Genomic DNA, 15,108 nt, shown 5'->3' with positions numbered 1-15,108 from the left:
AGACAGCGCTACCTTTGCCAGTTATGACACTAGACGAAAAGTAGAAGTTGCCGACGCCTTCTTGTCATTTTTGTGGGTTGCAGCATGTTCGTTCCGGACGCCGAAAAGCGAGGTTCAGGCAAAACTCGCTTACGCATTTGCAGCTGCATCGGGACAGCGCTACCTTAGTGCCTTGAATTTTGTTTGGCAAGCCGCCCGATGACCTCTTCTAAAAACGATAAAAATACGCGAACCACTGGCCGTCCTACCCTCAATGAAGTAGCCCGACTGGCCGGCGTCAGCCCGATTACCGCCTCCCGCGCCTTGCGCGGCGTGAGCACGGTGGCCACCGAACTGGTGGAAAAAGTCCAGAAAGCCGCGCTTGAACTCAACTACGTGGTCAACCCCGCCGCCCGAGCGTTAGCCTCGGCCCAGAGCCATTCCGTGGTGGTTTTGGTGCCGTCGCTGTCCAACTTGCTGTTCATCGACACCCTGGAAGCCATTCATCAGGTTTTACGACCGAAGGGCTTCGAAGTGCTGATCGGCAACTTCCATTACTCGCGCGATGAAGAAGAAAACCTGCTGCGCAATTACATGGCCTATCAGCCACGCGGTTTGCTGCTGACCGGGTTTGATCGCACCGAAAGTTCGCGGCGGATGATCGAGGCGAGCAATATTCCCTGCGTGTATATGATGGAACTCGACAGCGCTGCGGGCCTCAATTGCGTGGGTTTCTCGCAACTGGCGGCCGGCGAAACGGCGGCGGAGCATTTGCTGTCCCGCGGTCGCAAGCGTCTGGCGTACATCGGTGCGCAACTGGATCAGCGCACGTTGCTGCGCGGCGAAGGGTTTCGCAAAGCCCTGCAAAAGGCTGGTCGGTATGACCCGGATCTGGAAGTGCTGACGCCCCGCGCCTCCTCCGTCGGTCTGGGCGGCGAGCTGTTCCTGCAACTGATCGCCAGTCATCCTGACGTCGATGCGATCTTCTTCGGCAACGACGACCTGGCCCAGGGCGCGCTGCTGGAAGCGATGCGCTGCGGAATCAAAATCCCCGAACAAGTGGCGGTCCTCGGTTTCAACGACCTGCCGGCCTCGGCGCACATGGTCCCGCGCCTGAGCAGCATCAACACCCCGCGCGAGGCGATTGGCCGGCGCGCGGCAGAGCAGATGCTGACGTTGATGGCGGGCAACACCGTGGCGAAACCGGTGCAGGACATGGGGTTCGAATTGAAGGTGCGCGAAAGCACGTAACACCTGTAGGAGCCGGCTTGCTGGCGATGGCATCACCTCGGTCCGTCAGATTCAACGCGGTGATGCCATCGCCAGCAAGCCGGCTCCTACAGAGGTATTCTGATCTTCCGGAAGCATCGAATCGCTAAAGGAGCAGCTCCATGGAACATGCACTGAAGATTCTCGGCAAAGCCTCATCCATCAACGTCAGAAAAGTCCTGTGGACCTGCGACGAGCTGGGCCTTTCCTACGAACGCGAGGATTGGGGCAGCGGGTATGCGTCGACCCACAGTCCCGAATTTGTCCGGCTCAACCCCAACGCACAGGTGCCGGTGATCATCGATGAGGCCGGCGTGCTGTGGGAGTCCAATACCATCTGCCGTTACCTGGCCGGCAAACACCCGCACGCAGAATTGCTGCCACACGAACCGGCAGCGCGCGCCCGGGTGGAGCAGTGGATGGATTGGCAAGCCACCGATCTCAATTCGTCCTGGAGCTACGCGTTCACGGCACTGGTACGCAAAGACCCGGAGTTCCAGGACGCGCACCGGATTGCCACGGGCTTGCGCGGCTGGAATCAAAAGATGGGTATCCTCGAGCATCAGCTCGCGACCACCAAAGCCTATGTTGCCGGGCCACGGTTCACGCTGGCCGATATCGTCATCGGGCTGTCAGTCAACCGTTGGCTGATGACGCCGATGGAACGACCGGATTTCCCGGCCATCGACGAATATTTCCAACGCCTGGCGCAACGCCCCGGGTTCCTCAAACACGGCTGCAACGGCCTGCCTTGATCGGTCGACCTCTGCCGTCGGGCGGCAAAGGTTGACCGCAACGCTTTCGTTTTCTGCTCAAGCAAAAACATAACCAATTGAAAATACTGGGTTTTATTGCCTAGGCACGCTAATTGCTCAAGTCGCTGCACCGCAAACACCTACAAGGTCTACTCATCATGTTGGTCAGTGCAAAGCAAAACCTAGTGACGCCGCTTCCCAAAAAGCCGGGCGACGAACCGACGGCGGACGCCGCTGCGGGTCTTCAAGGTGGCCTGCAAGCCGTGTTGATGCAGAGCGTGCAAAACAATATCCAGCTGCAAAACGTGAAGAACGATGGGAAGGTCCTGGCGTCTGCTTCCAAGCTCGCCACGGAACAGGTCAACGCCGCCAATAAAATCAGCGACAACGTCGATGAAGCGTTCGCCAAGACCCGTGTCGCGCTGCAAGCCACCGAAGCCTCGACAGTGCCAAAGGCCGGTGAAAGCACCGCCATGGCCGACTTCAAGGACTACATGAGCAAAACCCCGGAACAGCGATTGCGCGACAGTATTCTGAAGGAGATGGGGATTACCGAAGAAGACCTGAAAGCCATGCCGCCGGAGAAACAACTGGCGGTCGGTAAAGAGATTGCCGAGCGTCTGCAGGACAAGATAAAACTGGCGCAGGCCGAGAAAGTAAACGGCAGCAGCAGTGAGAAAAGCGGCGCCCAGGTGGTCGACAAGTTCCTCGCATCGCTCTGACCACGCGGATGCTTCTGTAGGAGCCAACTTGCTGGCGATGGCGTCCGCAAGATCGCCATCGCCGGCAAGCCGGGCTCCTACAGGTCAGCGTTTCAATTCAATTGCAGCGTTGAATTGAACTGGCTGATCGCATCCACCACATGCCGCGAGCCTTGCTGGATTTCCAGGATCACCTCCCCCGCCTCGTTCGCCAGTTCCACCCCAAGACCGGTGCGGCTCAAGCTCGACTGCATGCTCGACACCGCGCTCAACGACAAATCGTGGTTTTTGCGCACCACGTCGACAATCTCCAGCGTCGCCTGGCTCGTGCGTGCCGCGAGGCTGCGAACCTCATCCGCCACCACGGCAAACCCTCGGCCGTGTTCCCCGGCCCGCGCCGCCTCGATGGCCGCGTTGAGCGCCAGCAGGTTGGTCTGGTCGGCGATGCCACGAATGGTCTGAACGATGGTGCCGATGATGTCGGACTGTTTGCTCACCGCATCGATACTCAGCGCCGCTTCGTTCAAGTCCCTGGAAATGTCCTGGATGATCTGCACCGTCTGCTGCACCACCTGAGATCCCTTCTGCGCGCAGGCGTCGTTCTGCACCGAAGTGCTGTGGGCCGACTCCGCAGCCGTTTGCAGCGTGGTCACTTGCTGCGTGATGTCGCTGGCGAACTTCACCACTTTGTACAAACGGCCCTTGGCGTCGAACAACGGGTTGTAGGACGCTTCGAGAAAAATCGTATGACCGTGCTTGTCTCTGCGTTCGAAACGGTGCGAGTGATATTCGCCGCGATTCAGTGAAGCCCAGAATCCTTTGTAAGACGGCGATTCGGCTTCGGCGCGGTGGCAAAACAGGCTGTGATGCTGGCCGACGATTTCGTTGAGCGCGTAATGCGTGGTCTTCAGGAAGTTTTCATTGGCGGTGATTACATTGCCAGCGGGGGTGAATTCGATCACCGCCATCGAACGACCGATTGCCGCGAGCATGCTTTCGTTTTCGTGTTCCTTGTTCACCCTGTCCGTAATGTCGGTGGCGACTTTGATCACACTGCTGACTTGCCGGTCGGCACCGAAAACCGGCATGTAACTGGCTTCGAGCCAGATCTCCTTGCCGCCCTTGTTCAAGCGCAGGAAAGTCCCGCTGATCGGCTCGCCACGGGCCAGGTCACGCCACAATTTGGCGTAGGCCTCACTGCGATAAAACGTTTCCTCACAAAAGATCCGGTGATGTTTGCCGCGCACTTCTTCGGCGCTGTAACCCATGGCTTTGCAAAAGTTATCGTTGGCATCGAGCACGATGCCGTCAGGGGTGAACTCAATCATCGCCATCGAACGACTGACGGCCGCCAACTTGGCGTTGGCCTCGGTCAGCGCACAGCTGTAGCGCTCGATTTCCTGCAGGTCAGCCTTGTGATGTAGGTTAAACATGGTCGTATCACCCTAAGCGCGGTCGTTTGATTGATGAAAGTTCTTCGGTCTTTCAACGTATCCACCACAACGTTCCATGGAACAGGCACACGCATTCCTCCACGGGAGGAATTGTCAGGTGATCAATGATGTTGAATCGGAGAGTCCATGTGGCAACGCTCTTATCAAGACATCCGTCTCTTGATAGCCCGGGACCGGGCCAGCCCTAACGTTTTCATAAGTAACTCCCTTTATCGTAAAACTCCTTGCCGCTCGCATCGGTGCCTTGGGGTGCGCACTCTGAAGCATGCATGCCAGCCTTCACATGGCGACCGACATGGTTCGTCAGGACTGAGCATAGCCAGCCGCAATAGGCTTGCAAGGCCACTAGTCGGCCAGTATTGAGGACAAAAACGGTTCAGCTTGATTCAGTGTTCAGCCAGCATGCTCAACAACGCCTGCACCGCTGCCGAGGGTTGTTTGTTTGCGGCGACCACCAAGGCAAACTCACGATCGATACGCGGTTTGACCGGCACCACACGCAGCCCCTGGAGATGGCTGGGCAAGGTCATTTCCGGCACCAGGGTGATACCGATGTTTTCGCGCACCAGCGTGAACGCACTGCTCCACTCGCGGACCTCGACCCGAACGTCGCGCAATTGCAGACCGGCATCGGCGGCCAGGCTGCGGGCGTTGGTTGAACAGCCGCCCGTGGCCAGCACAAACGGCTGGTCTGCCAACTCCGCGAGGGTGACGCCTTGTTCAATCGAGCGGCGTGCCAAGGGATGGCCGCCGGGCAACACCGCGACCCAGGCATCGCGCCCCAAACGCCCGGCATTGCGCTCCGGCGCCGGGTTCAGCACCACACCCACATCCACCAGGCCGGCGCCGAGCAGTGCTTCCACTTCATCGTCGCTGACTTCCAGCGCGACCACCTGAATGCCGGGGTAAAGCCGGCTGAATGTGCGCAGCAGCGGCGGCAGAAAGGTTGCCAGCACCATGGGAAAACTCGCCAGGCGAATCGTCCCGCGCTGGATGTCTTTCGCGGCATCGACGGTGCTGCGGATGTTTTCCAGGGCGCCGAGCATGGTCCGGGCCTGCTCGATGACCGGCAGGCCGATAGCGGTCGGCAGCGTTTGGCGATTCTCCCGAGTGAACAGCTGCACGCCGAGGGTTTCTTCGATCAGCGCCAACGCTTGGCTCGCGCCTGACTGGGTCATGCCGACCCGCTCGGCCGCGCGGGTAATGTTGCCCGTATCGGCCACTGCCACCACCATTCTCCAGTGCATCAGATTCATCATGGCAGTAGCTTTCCTTATGGCAGTTTTCTGAAAGATTAATTTTACCGAGGGCGCCGCGCACTATGACACTGGCGCAAATCCCCAACCAGAGCCCTGCCGATGAAGTTGTATTACGCCCCTCAAGCCTGCTCGCTGGCACCGCACATTGTGCTGCGTGAACTGGACCTGCCGTTCGAGTTGATCCGCGTCGATAACCGCACCAAACGGACCGCGAACGGTGCCGATTTCCTCGCCATCAACCCGAAGGGTTACGTCGCGGCGCTGCAACTCGACAACGGTGACGTGGTGACTGAAGGCCCGGCGATCCTGCAATACCTGGCGGACCTGCGACCCGAGGCGAACCTGGCGCCCGTGAACGGAACGTTCGAGCGAGTGCGGTTGCAGGAGTGGCTGAATTTCGTTTCGACGGAGATTCATGGCGGGCTGGGTTGGCTGTTCAACGCGCAGTTCCCCGAGGAGGTGAAAGCGCTGATCAGGGAGAAGTTGTACAAGCGCTTTGCGGTGTTGTGTCAGACGCTGGAGCGCCAGGATTATCTGCTGGCGGGTGGGTTCAGCGTGGCGGATGCTTACTTGTTTACGGTGCTGCGGTGGGCGCCGTTGTTTGCGATAGATTTGAATGAATGGCCGGCGTTGATGCGGTTTCAGGCGCGGGTTGATTTGCGCCCGGTGGTGAAAGCGGCGTTGGCCGTGGAGTTGGTGTAGGTCTTGAGACCATTCGCGAGCAAGCCCGCTCCCACATTTGATCGCATTCATACAGGATGAACTCGGTTCAATGTGGGAGCGGGCTTGCTCGCGAAAGCGGTCTAACAGACGCGGGAGAATTTACAGGCTCGAACTCACTTTCGTCGCCACCTCACCCGGCACCCACCCCTTCCAAATCTGCGGTTGATCGCGCAAAAACGCTTCCGCCACCTGACGCGGTTGCTGGCGTTTTTCGCTCATCTGCGCCAGCGTCTGGTTCAGCAGATCGATCGGGAAATCGACTTTCTCGAAGAACGACACCAAGTCCGGATACTGCGTCTTGAACGGTGCAGACACGCCGATCGCCAGGCTCGCCGGCATCGAGCGCGTGCCTTTGGGGCTTGGGTTGTTGGCATCGGCCAGGGTCTTCCAGGCTTCGGCGTCGAACGGCGGCTCTTCGAGTTTCACCAGTTTGAAGCGACCCAATAGCGGCGTCGGTGACCAGTAGTAGAACAACACCGGTTTGCCGCGACGGATCGACGAAGCCACTTCGGCATCCAGCGCCGCGCCGGAGCCGGTGCGGAAGTTGACGAAGCTGGTGGTCAGGTCGTAGGCCTTGAGTTTCTGACTGTTGACGATCTCCGAAGTCCAGCCGGTCGGGCTATTGAGGAAACGCCCGCGACTCGGGTCTTCGGGGTCGCGGAACACGTCTTTGTAGCGCGCCAGATCGGCGACGGATTTCAGCTCCGGCGCCAGCGGTTTGATCCCGCGCTCCGGGTCGCCCTTGATCACGTATTCCGGCACCCACCAGCCTTCGGTGGCGCCTTTGACGGTGTCGCCCAGCCCGAACACTTTGCCTTCCGACGCCGCCTTGACCCACGCCGGACTGCGCCCGGCCCACTCTTCGCCGATCACTTGAATGTCGTTCTTGGCCAATGCCGCTTCGAGGCTGACGGTGCTGCCCGGCAAAGTGTCGGTCGGGTAGCCGTAACCTTTTTCGACGATCAGCCGCAGGATCTCGGTGATCAGGCTGCCGCTTTCCCAGGTGATGTCACCGAAGTGGATCGGCTTGGTTTGTTCCGCAGCGGGAACGTGGGTCGCCACAAGGCTCAGGGCCAGCAGCGAACTGCCGAGCAGGGTTTTGATCGATTTCATGCGGACCTCTGGTGCAAGGGTTCATTGGCGCTGTGCTGGGCGCACAACGCTTGGGAGCGGGTCATGTAGACGCTGACCGAGCGCTGGGAAATGCCCAGTTCGGCAGCGATTTGCGGGTACGTCAGGCCATCGATGCGCGACAACAGGAACGTCGCCCGGACTTTGCCCGGCAAACGCTCAAGCGTTCGGTCGAGGCGGTGCAACGCCTGGGTCAGTTGCAGCAATTCCTCGGGCGAGGACGCTTGGGGCTGATCGAGGTGTTGCAGTTGATCGAGGTGCTGACGCTCCAGATCGCGACGGCGCCAGAGCTGATAAATCAACCGGCGGGCGATGGTGGTGAGCAAGGCGCGGGGCTCGCGGATCGGGGTCAGACCCGGCGATTCGAGCAGTTGCACGAAGGTCTCGGCGGCGATGTCTTCGACGCTGGAACTGGCCCCGAGAAACTGGCGCAACCGAGTGCACAGCCAAGGGTAATGGGCGCGGAACAATCCGCCCACGTCGTTTCGATGGGATACGTCGGTGCCGGACATAGAGGCTCCAAGGGTTAGGGTCGCTGAATGTCCGGTGGTCCGGTGAGGCGAATCCTAGCAAGGAGCCTTATTCTTTAATAATACTTAAAATGCATTTTTATATTCCATTATTGAATTTGAGATTAATGGTGATTTTGCAACCGCTTTCGCGGGCAAGCCCGCCCCCACATTTGGAATGCATTCCACTGTGGGAGCGGGCTTGCCCGCGAAAAATCTCCAGTCAACGCAACCGCCCAAACCCCAACGCCTCGGCTTCCTGCTGATAATCGAGAACAACCTGATAGTCGCTCTCGCCGGCCGGCAACACCTCGTGCAACCCGAGGATTTCGGCGACATCGGGCAATTCCCGCAGCGTCTCGTTCATCACCTGCCGCAGCGCCTCCACCTGTTCATCGGTCGCCGTCGCAACGGTGATATACGGCAAGGTCGGGCTGAACGCGCTACGCACCACCACGCGCAATCCCGCCACTTCCTCTTCGGCGTGCCGCGCCAGGTAGGCGAAGGTCACGCTGTCGATGGCGGCGAGGTCGGCTTGATCTTCACGCAGCCAGTGCAGGCTCTCGCGGTGGCTGCCGCTGATGCCGACGCTGGCGAAGAACTGCCCGTCGCGGTGCAACGGCGCGAGTCGTTGACGCAGCAGGTTCATGCCGCTGTTGGAGTCTTCGCCGTTGATCACGCCACGGCTGCCGAAAAACGCGGGCAAGGTCCGGCGTGAATCATCGACACGGCTCAACAGCAGGCTGCAATGGTTGCCGCCGCTGCTGTCCGGCAGTTCGTAACGAGGCCGGCCGATAACCCGAACCTGGCCGCGCAATGCGGTCATCAGCGGATAGCCGCAGGTTTGGGTCAGCAGCAACTGCGGGGCCAGCCACAGGTCCATCAGCGATAGCCCATCGGCGTTGCGGCGGGTGGCGCCCAGACGTTCGAGGATTCGCGTCAGCCAACGCTCGTTGGCCTGGCGGATGGGTTCGGGCGCGACGTACATCAGTAATTCGGTGATGTGTTGAGTCATCAAAATCTTCCCATACAACAAAATTCCCCGTGTAGGAGCCGGCTTGCTGCGGGCGGCGTTCCGACGATGGCGGTGTGTCAGTCCCGTCAATGCAACATGACACACCGCTATCGCCAGCAAGCCGGCTCCTACAAGGGGATGCGTTGGCAATCAGTGGAAGGGGTGTTTCGGGCTGTCGATCGCCTTTATCCCGTTCTCACGCCACAACTGAGCATAACCCTGCACCAGAAAGCCGCCGCTGCGCGCCACCCATTGCTCGCGGCGCGCGTGGTAGGCGCGGGGCAAGTCGTACCAGGGCAGACCCGGCAAGTCGTGATGCACCAGATGAAAATTCAGGTTCAGGAACAGCCAGCGCCATGGCCAGCCAGCTTCATTGAGCACGGTGCGTTGCTCGGGTTGCGCATGGGGACGGTGCTCATAGTAGGAGCGGATCATTGCAATCGACAGCGCCGGCACGCTGATCAGCAACAGGTAATGCCACACCGGCACCACGCTGTAATGGGCGATGAACAGCAACATCGACACGGTCAGTGCGCCGTGGGTCAGCCACATCAACCAGGCCTGTCGATCACCCGATCTCAAGCGCTGCAGTTCTTCGCGCGCCAGCGCCAGCAAGGCCAGCGGCGCACCGATGATGAAGCGTCCGAGTACGGTTTTGTTCAACCAATGCAGGCTCTGTTCGAACACGGAACTGCCCTGCCACCGCTCGGCACTCAGGTAACGGCTTTCCGGATCGATGCCCGGCAAGGTCAGGTCTTCGTCGCGGTGATGCAGCAGATGGCTGTCGCGATACAACGTGTAGGGGTACCAGACGGCGAACGGTGCGTAACCGAGGATTTTGTTCAGCGTGGTCCAGCGGGTGGGATGACCGTGAAGCAATTCGTGCTGCACCGACAACCACAGCACCACCAGCGGAATCAGCAGCAACGTGCTCCACCAGACACCCAATCGATTGCTGGCCAGCATGATGCCGAACCAGCCGCCATACACGCCGATCAGCAGCAACCAGGTCGGCCACTCGGTGCGAGCGGTCAGGCGCTGGCGCAGGGTTTCGATTTCTTCTCGGTGGGCACTATCGAAGTAATGGGGCATGGCGTTGCTCAGATCGGGGACCAGTCCCCTTCTGTGCAATGGCATCGGGAAATCTTGCAGATTATTTTTTCGCTGTCTGTAGGAGCCGGCTTGCTGGCGATTCAGGCAACGCGGTCTGCCTGACACACCGAGTGGTCTGAATCGCCAGCAAGCCGGCTCCTACAGGGGGGCGTGCGTTTCATGCTTACAGCTTAATGGCCGAACACACCCACCTTCTTGGCCTTCTTGTCCGCGCGTTTTTCATCGGCGGTTTTCGCCGGTTTCTTCTTCGCTGCTTTTTTTGAATCCATGCCTTTGGCCATGATACGTACTCCACTCATACGGGATGTGAGATCAGGTATACACCTATCCCCGGCCGCCCGTTCTTTTATAATCGCCCGCTTTGCGCACACACAGACCCGCCCCATGACCGACACTCAATACACCTTGCTCGACGAGCCGTTATGGCCCCTGATGAACAAGTTTTATCGCGCTCACCAATCGTCGATGAAAGCGGTCCGCGACGCTCAATTGTGGGTGGCCAGACGCAACGAGATCATTGCGGCGCTGTGCTTGCGTCCGGTCTCGGGCGGGCATTGGTTGACTGGTTTGTTTGTCGACCCGGCCTGTCGTGAACAAGGGATCGCAGCGGCGCTGATTGCCGAAGCGGTGAACGGTCTCGACCAACCGGTGTGGCTGTTCTGCCACCCGGACTTGCGGGGCTTTTATGAGCGTCGCGGGTTTACCTTCGATCCGCCCATGCCTTACGCGATGGTCGAACGCTTGAGCCGTTATGCGCGCAGCAAACCGATGATTGCGATGGGCCTGGAGCCGGTTGGATAGGCGTGTGGACCCAATGTGGGAGCGGGCTTGCTCGCGAATGCGCAGTGTCAGTCAGCATTGATGTAGCCTGACACTGCGCATTCGCGAGCAAGCCCGCTCTCACAGGGGATTATGGTGATTTCAATCGTCGGCGTTGGGATCTAGATCCGGAAACATCACTTCGGTAAACCCGAATTTGCTGAAGTCGGTAATCCGTGACGGGTACAACCGGCCGATCAGGTGATCACATTCGTGCTGCACCACACGGGCGTGAAACCCTGAAGCGATGCGCACGATTGGCTCGCCTTTCGGGTCAAAACCTTCATAGCGAATTTGCTGGTAACGACTCACCGCGCCGCGTAATCCAGGCACCGACAGGCAGCCTTCAAACCCCTCTTCCATCACCGGGCTCAACGGCGTGATCAGCGGATTGATCAGGATCGTCTGCGGCACCGCTTCAGCGTCCGGATAACGCTCGCTGTGCTCGAAGCCGAAGATCACCAGTTGCAGGTCGACGCCGATCTGCGGCGCAGCCAGGCCCACCCCGCCGACGCTTTCCATGGTCTGGAACATGTCGTCGATCAGTTGCCACAGCTCGGGGCTGTCGAACATCTCGGCGGGGACCGGCGGCGCAATGCGCAGCAGGCGCTCGTCGCCCATTTTCAGGATTTCACGGATCATTTGATGACTTCGTCAGTGGGTGGTTTCACCGAGTGATCCCGGCCCAGTCCGGAAACGTGATGTTTCTCTTCGTGGACAGGACCGTGTTCACCGGCGACTTTTTCGCCAGGGTCTTTGCCTTCGCGCGACATGTGTTCGATCACCGCATTCATCTCCGCACCGAGCAACAACACCGCCGCAGAAATATAGAAGTACAGCAACAGCACGATGATCGCGCCGATACTGCCATACATGGCGTTGTAGTTGGCGAAGGTCTTGACGTAAAACGCAAAGCCCAACGACGCGATGATCCACACCACCACCGCCAGCACCGAGCCTGGGGTGATGAAACGAAACTCCTGTTTGACGTCGGGCATGACGTAATAGATCAGCGCCACGGCAATCATCATCAGGATCACGATGACCGGCCAGCGAGCGATGGTCCAGACCGTGACAATAAAGTCTTCAAGGCCGACCTGCGCGGCGATCCAGCCCATCACTTGCGGCCCGAGCACCATGAGCGCGGCGGCAATCAGCAACATCCCGGCAATGCCGATCGTGTAGAAAACCGACAGCGGAAAACGCTTCCAGAACGGCCGGCCTTCGACCACGTCATACGCGGCGTTCATCGCGCTCATCATCAGTCGCACGCCGGCCGAGGCCGTATACAGCGCGATGACGATACCGACCGAGAGCAAGCCACCCTTGGATTGCTGGAGCTGGTCGATCACCGGGTTCACCTGCTCCAGCGCCTGGGGCGGCAGGACCAGTTCCGATTGCAGGCGCAGCCAGGAAAAGAAGTCCGGCAGGTGCAGGAAACCGATCAGGGCAATCAGGAAAAGAATGAAGGGAAACAACGAAAACAGCATTTGATAGGCCAACGCCGAGGCATAGGTCGACATCTCGTCGGCGACGAACTCGGTGACCGTGCGCACCATCACGCGATGGAGGGGCACACCTTTCATGTCCGGGAAAATCATTAGCGTCTCCTTTCGCCGCAATGGGGTTGAAGTCGTGGCGACTCAGGGGCCGTTTTCTACATCAAAGTAGCCTACTTGGCGAATTTGAAACAATTTCCGTGTGCAAGTTCAGACTGACACAAAAACGACATTTCATCGTTCCGTGCAGGTTGGGCTTTATGTTTGCCGACCAACCCCCGAGAATGCGCAACGTATTCAGGCCACGGCCCTGAAGATCCAATCCCGTAGGAATGTTATGAAACTCGATAAAAAGCAGGCCATTGCCCGCAGAAACCAGGAACTCGGCGGTGCCGTGCTTGGCGTCAACAACTGCCATTTCGCCGAATTGAACCGTAACCGCAACATCTGGTGGTTCGATCTCCCGGTGGCGCGCCTGGCCATTGGTCAGTACGAATGGATTCACCTGCTGATGCACACGCCGGACACCGACGAACTGCTGCACCTGAAAGTGCCGACGGTGTTCCTGCGCGAGAAGCTCGAAGGGCTGGTAGTGCGTAACCAGGGCAAGCGCAAGGCTGCGCTGAGCCTGGAACTGAGTGCGGACAAGGATTCGTACCTGCAGGACATGCGCCCGGCGGGCACCAACGTCAATTTCGCGCCGTTCCGCCAGTAAGCCAAAAGAAAATCAAAAGCTTCGCGAGCAAGCCCGCTCCCACAGTTGATCGCATTCATCCTGATAGAACGCGGACAAAAATGTGGGAGCGAGCCTGCTCGCGATGGCAATCGATCAGACAACGAACCTTTCAAGTCAGCCAACAAAAAGCCCCGCATCTGCGGGGCTTTTTGCTGGATTACGCGGTGGTCTTCTTCGCGTTGATCTTCTTCAGCTCTTCATCACGCAATTCCCGACGCAGGATCTTGCCAACGTTGGTCGTCGGCAGCGCATCGCGGAACTCGACGGCTTTCGGCACTTTGTAGCCGGTGACGTTCGCACGCATGTGCTCCATCACTTGCTCTTTGGTGAGGGTCACGCCCGGTTTGGCGACGATGAAAATCTTGATCGCCTCGCCCGACTTCTCGTCCGGCACGCCGATGGCCGCGCATTGCAGCACGCCCGGCAGGGTCGCGAGCACGTCTTCGAGCTCATTCGGGTACACGTTGAAACCGGACACCAGGATCATGTCTTTCTTGCGATCGACAATGCGCATGTAGCCGTCAGGCTGGATCAGCGCGATGTCACCGGTCTTCAACCAGCCTTCGCTGTCGAGCATTTCGTCGGTGGCTTCCTGACGCTGCCAGTAGCCCTTCATCACCTGCGGACCTTTCACACACAGCTCGCCGATTTCGCCCAACGGCTGTTCAACGCCGGCATCGTCGATGACTTTGCAAAGGGTCGACGGCACCGGAATGCCGATGGTGCCGATCTGGATATTCTGGATCGGGTTCACGGTGGCCACCGGGCTGGTTTCGGTCATGCCGTAACCTTCGCAAATGGCGCAACCGGTGACCGCTTTCCAGCGTTCGGCCGCGGCCAGTTGCAGGGCCATGCCGCCCGACAGGGTGACTTTCAGCGCCGAGAAATCCAGCTTGCGGAAGCCTTCGTTGTTGCACAGGGCCACGAACAGCGTGTTCAGGCCGACGAAGCCGCTGAACTTCCACTTCGACAGTTCCTTGACCATCGCCGTCAGGTCGCGCGGGTTGCTGATCAGGATGTTGTGGTTGCCGATCAGCATCATCGCCATGCAATGAAAGGTGAAGGCATAGATGTGGTACAGCGGCAGCGGCGTGATCAGGATCTCGCAACCTTCATTCAGGTTGGAACCCATCAGCGCCTTGCACTGCAACATGTTGGCGACGAGGTTGCGATGGGTCAGCATCGCGCCCTTGGCCACGCCGGTGGTGCCGCCGGTGTATTGCAGCACTGCCACGTCGCTGCTGGCCGGGTTGGCTTCAGCCACTGGCTGGCCATGGCCCTTGCTCAACACGTCGTTGAACTTGATGGCTTTGGGCAAGTGATACGCCGGGACCATCTTCTTCACGTACTTGATGACGCTGTTGATCAGCAGGCGTTTGAGCGGCGGCAGCAGGTCGGCGACTTCGGTGACGATGACGTGCTTGACGCCGGTTTTCGGCACGACGGCCTCGGCCAGATGCGCCATGTTGGCCAGGCAGACCAGGGCTTTGGCGCCGGAGTCGTTGAACTGGTGTTCCATTTCCCGCGCGGTGTACAGCGGGTTGGTGTTGACCACGATCAGCCCGGCGCGGATGGCACCGAACACAGCGACCGGGTACTGCAAGACGTTGGGCAGTTGCACGGCGATTCGATCGCCCGGCTGCAAGTCGGTATGCTGTTGCAGGTAAGCGGCAAAGGCACCGGACAATTCGTACAGTTCACCGTAGGTGATTGTCTTGCCCAGGTTACTGAATGCCGGCTTGTCGGCGAAGCGTTGGCAGGACTGTTTCAACACTGCCTGAATATTCGGATACTCGTCCGGATTGATGTCGGCAGCAATCCCGGCAGGGTACTTATCCTTCCAGAAGTCTTCGATCATGGAAGCCCACTCCTCAGCAACGCGAATTCAAATACCGCATTTGATGCGATTATTATTGGTGTTTGATTATTGGTGAGTCTGGGCTTTTTACAGAGGCCGAGAGGTCACAAAGCGCGCCGAGAGTAGCAGCTTTGCCAAGGGCCGACTAGAGCCAAAAGCGGCCTCTACAGTCACATTAGTGACTCAAGAATGACAAGCGGTCATTTTAGAGCAAAAAACCTATATGTCGCTGAAAGCCCCGAAAATCGGGGCCTCCGCCTTAAAAGCTTCGCGGGCAAGCCTCGCTCC

General features: G+C 59.0%; 14 protein-coding genes and 2 pseudogenes. 6 read left to right on the top strand and 10 right to left on the bottom strand.

All coding sequences use genetic code 11. The annotated features are described in order from the left end of the window. The first annotated feature begins 198 nt into the window (after positions 1–198). From IB245_RS26290 to IB245_RS26280, 3 genes are all read left to right on the top strand, one after another. On the top strand, positions 199–1,230 hold the full coding sequence (locus tag IB245_RS26290) for a LacI family DNA-binding transcriptional regulator (protein ID WP_192229134.1): 1,032 nt from the start codon (positions 199–201) through the stop codon (positions 1,228–1,230). A 140-nt stretch (positions 1,231–1,370) separates the two neighbouring features. Then, positions 1,371–2,003: a glutathione S-transferase family protein gene (locus tag IB245_RS26285; RefSeq protein WP_192229133.1), complete on the top strand. Its 633-nt coding sequence runs from the start codon at positions 1,371–1,373 to the stop codon at positions 2,001–2,003. Positions 2,004–2,161: 158 nt separating this feature from the next. Beyond that, positions 2,162–2,725 carry a hypothetical protein gene (locus tag IB245_RS26280; protein ID WP_192229132.1) on the top strand — a complete coding sequence of 188 codons (564 nt, stop codon included), beginning with the start codon at positions 2,162–2,164 and terminating at the stop codon, positions 2,723–2,725. Between the two features lie 92 nt (positions 2,726–2,817). On the opposite strand, the pseudogene IB245_RS29485 reads toward IB245_RS26280, so the two are convergent. The 3 genes and pseudogenes from IB245_RS29485 to IB245_RS26270 form a co-directional block, all read right to left on the bottom strand. Further along, a pseudogene (locus tag IB245_RS29485) lies at positions 2,818–3,249 on the bottom strand (methyl-accepting chemotaxis protein); the annotation flags it as partial. A gap of 111 nt (positions 3,250–3,360) precedes the next feature. Further along, positions 3,361–4,032: pseudogene (locus IB245_RS29480) on the bottom strand (PAS domain-containing protein); the annotation flags it as partial. Between the two features lie 512 nt (positions 4,033–4,544). Continuing rightward, a complete protein-coding gene (locus tag IB245_RS26270; RefSeq protein WP_192229130.1) occupies positions 4,545–5,417 on the bottom strand; it encodes a LysR family transcriptional regulator in 873 nt (290 codons plus the stop codon). A gap of 99 nt (positions 5,418–5,516) precedes the next feature. On the opposite strand from IB245_RS26270, the gene gstA reads away from it, so the two are divergent. Continuing rightward, positions 5,517–6,119, top strand: a complete 603-nt coding sequence (gene gstA / locus IB245_RS26265; protein WP_192229129.1) for a glutathione transferase GstA — start codon at positions 5,517–5,519, stop codon at positions 6,117–6,119. A 120-nt stretch (positions 6,120–6,239) separates the two neighbouring features. Here gstA and IB245_RS26260 read toward each other — a convergent pair whose 3' ends face one another. The 4 genes from IB245_RS26260 to IB245_RS26245 form a co-directional block, all read right to left on the bottom strand. Next, positions 6,240–7,253 (bottom strand): ABC transporter substrate-binding protein, encoded by a 1,014-nt coding sequence (locus IB245_RS26260; protein WP_192229128.1) that lies wholly within the window; start codon positions 7,251–7,253, stop codon positions 6,240–6,242. Beyond that, complete coding sequence (locus tag IB245_RS26255) at positions 7,250–7,783, bottom strand: sigma-70 family RNA polymerase sigma factor (protein WP_192229127.1); 534 nt, start codon at positions 7,781–7,783, stop codon at positions 7,250–7,252. The genes IB245_RS26260 and IB245_RS26255 overlap by 4 nt, the downstream gene beginning before the upstream one ends. 220 nt (positions 7,784–8,003) lie before the next feature. Continuing rightward, entirely contained in the window at positions 8,004–8,795 is a 792-nt protein-coding gene (locus IB245_RS26250) for a phosphate/phosphite/phosphonate ABC transporter substrate-binding protein (RefSeq protein WP_192229126.1), read from the bottom strand. 150 nt (positions 8,796–8,945) lie between these two features. Continuing rightward, positions 8,946–9,887 carry a fatty acid desaturase gene (locus IB245_RS26245; protein ID WP_192229156.1) on the bottom strand — a complete coding sequence of 314 codons (942 nt, stop codon included), beginning with the start codon at positions 9,885–9,887 and terminating at the stop codon, positions 8,946–8,948. A gap of 405 nt (positions 9,888–10,292) precedes the next feature. Here IB245_RS26245 and IB245_RS26240 point away from each other — a divergent pair, with 405 nt between their 5' ends. After that, on the top strand, positions 10,293–10,709 hold the full coding sequence (locus tag IB245_RS26240) for a GNAT family N-acetyltransferase (protein WP_192229125.1): 417 nt from the start codon (positions 10,293–10,295) through the stop codon (positions 10,707–10,709). Between the two features lie 120 nt (positions 10,710–10,829). On the opposite strand, the gene def is transcribed toward IB245_RS26240, so the two are convergent. Next, positions 10,830–11,369, bottom strand: coding sequence for a peptide deformylase (def, locus tag IB245_RS26235; protein WP_008032999.1), 540 nt, complete (start codon positions 11,367–11,369; stop codon positions 10,830–10,832). Next, positions 11,366–12,328 (bottom strand): YihY/virulence factor BrkB family protein, encoded by a 963-nt coding sequence (locus tag IB245_RS26230; RefSeq protein WP_192229124.1) that lies wholly within the window; start codon positions 12,326–12,328, stop codon positions 11,366–11,368. Before IB245_RS26230 ends, def begins: the two co-directional genes overlap by 4 nt. 235 nt (positions 12,329–12,563) lie before the next feature. Between IB245_RS26230 and IB245_RS26225 the strand changes: the two genes are divergently transcribed. Next, positions 12,564–12,941, top strand: coding sequence for a hypothetical protein (locus tag IB245_RS26225; protein ID WP_008032995.1), 378 nt, complete (start codon positions 12,564–12,566; stop codon positions 12,939–12,941). A 178-nt stretch (positions 12,942–13,119) separates the two neighbouring features. On the opposite strand, the gene fadD1 is transcribed toward IB245_RS26225, so the two are convergent. Continuing rightward, entirely contained in the window at positions 13,120–14,820 is a 1,701-nt protein-coding gene (gene fadD1, locus IB245_RS26220; RefSeq protein WP_008032993.1) for a long-chain-fatty-acid--CoA ligase FadD1, read from the bottom strand. Positions 14,821–15,108 lie beyond the last annotated feature (288 nt).

It is taken from the genome of Pseudomonas sp. PDM02 (assembly GCF_014852285.1).
GTDB lineage: Bacteria > Pseudomonadota > Gammaproteobacteria > Pseudomonadales > Pseudomonadaceae > Aquipseudomonas > Aquipseudomonas migulae.
Note: the sequence above shows the minus strand (reverse complement) of the source record. Positions and strands in the feature narration are given on the sequence as shown.

Coding starts and splice junctions, on each gene's coding strand:
- IB245_RS26290 (WP_192229134.1), top strand. CDS start 199: ATGACCTCTTCTAAAAACGATAAAAATACGCGAACCACTGGCCGTCCT.
- IB245_RS26285 (WP_192229133.1), top strand. CDS start 1,371: ATGGAACATGCACTGAAGATTCTCGGCAAAGCCTCATCCATCAACGTC.
- IB245_RS26280 (WP_192229132.1), top strand. CDS start 2,162: ATGTTGGTCAGTGCAAAGCAAAACCTAGTGACGCCGCTTCCCAAAAAG.
- IB245_RS26270 (WP_192229130.1), bottom strand. CDS start 5,417: ATGATGAATCTGATGCACTGGAGAATGGTGGTGGCAGTGGCCGATACG.
- gstA (WP_192229129.1), top strand. CDS start 5,517: ATGAAGTTGTATTACGCCCCTCAAGCCTGCTCGCTGGCACCGCACATT.
- IB245_RS26260 (WP_192229128.1), bottom strand. CDS start 7,253: ATGAAATCGATCAAAACCCTGCTCGGCAGTTCGCTGCTGGCCCTGAGC.
- IB245_RS26255 (WP_192229127.1), bottom strand. CDS start 7,783: ATGTCCGGCACCGACGTATCCCATCGAAACGACGTGGGCGGATTGTTC.
- IB245_RS26250 (WP_192229126.1), bottom strand. CDS start 8,795: ATGACTCAACACATCACCGAATTACTGATGTACGTCGCGCCCGAACCC.
- IB245_RS26245 (WP_192229156.1), bottom strand. CDS start 9,887: ATGCCCCATTACTTCGATAGTGCCCACCGAGAAGAAATCGAAACCCTG.
- IB245_RS26240 (WP_192229125.1), top strand. CDS start 10,293: ATGACCGACACTCAATACACCTTGCTCGACGAGCCGTTATGGCCCCTG.
- def (WP_008032999.1), bottom strand. CDS start 11,369: ATGATCCGTGAAATCCTGAAAATGGGCGACGAGCGCCTGCTGCGCATT.
- IB245_RS26230 (WP_192229124.1), bottom strand. CDS start 12,328: ATGATTTTCCCGGACATGAAAGGTGTGCCCCTCCATCGCGTGATGGTG.
- IB245_RS26225 (WP_008032995.1), top strand. CDS start 12,564: ATGAAACTCGATAAAAAGCAGGCCATTGCCCGCAGAAACCAGGAACTC.
- fadD1 (WP_008032993.1), bottom strand. CDS start 14,820: ATGATCGAAGACTTCTGGAAGGATAAGTACCCTGCCGGGATTGCTGCC.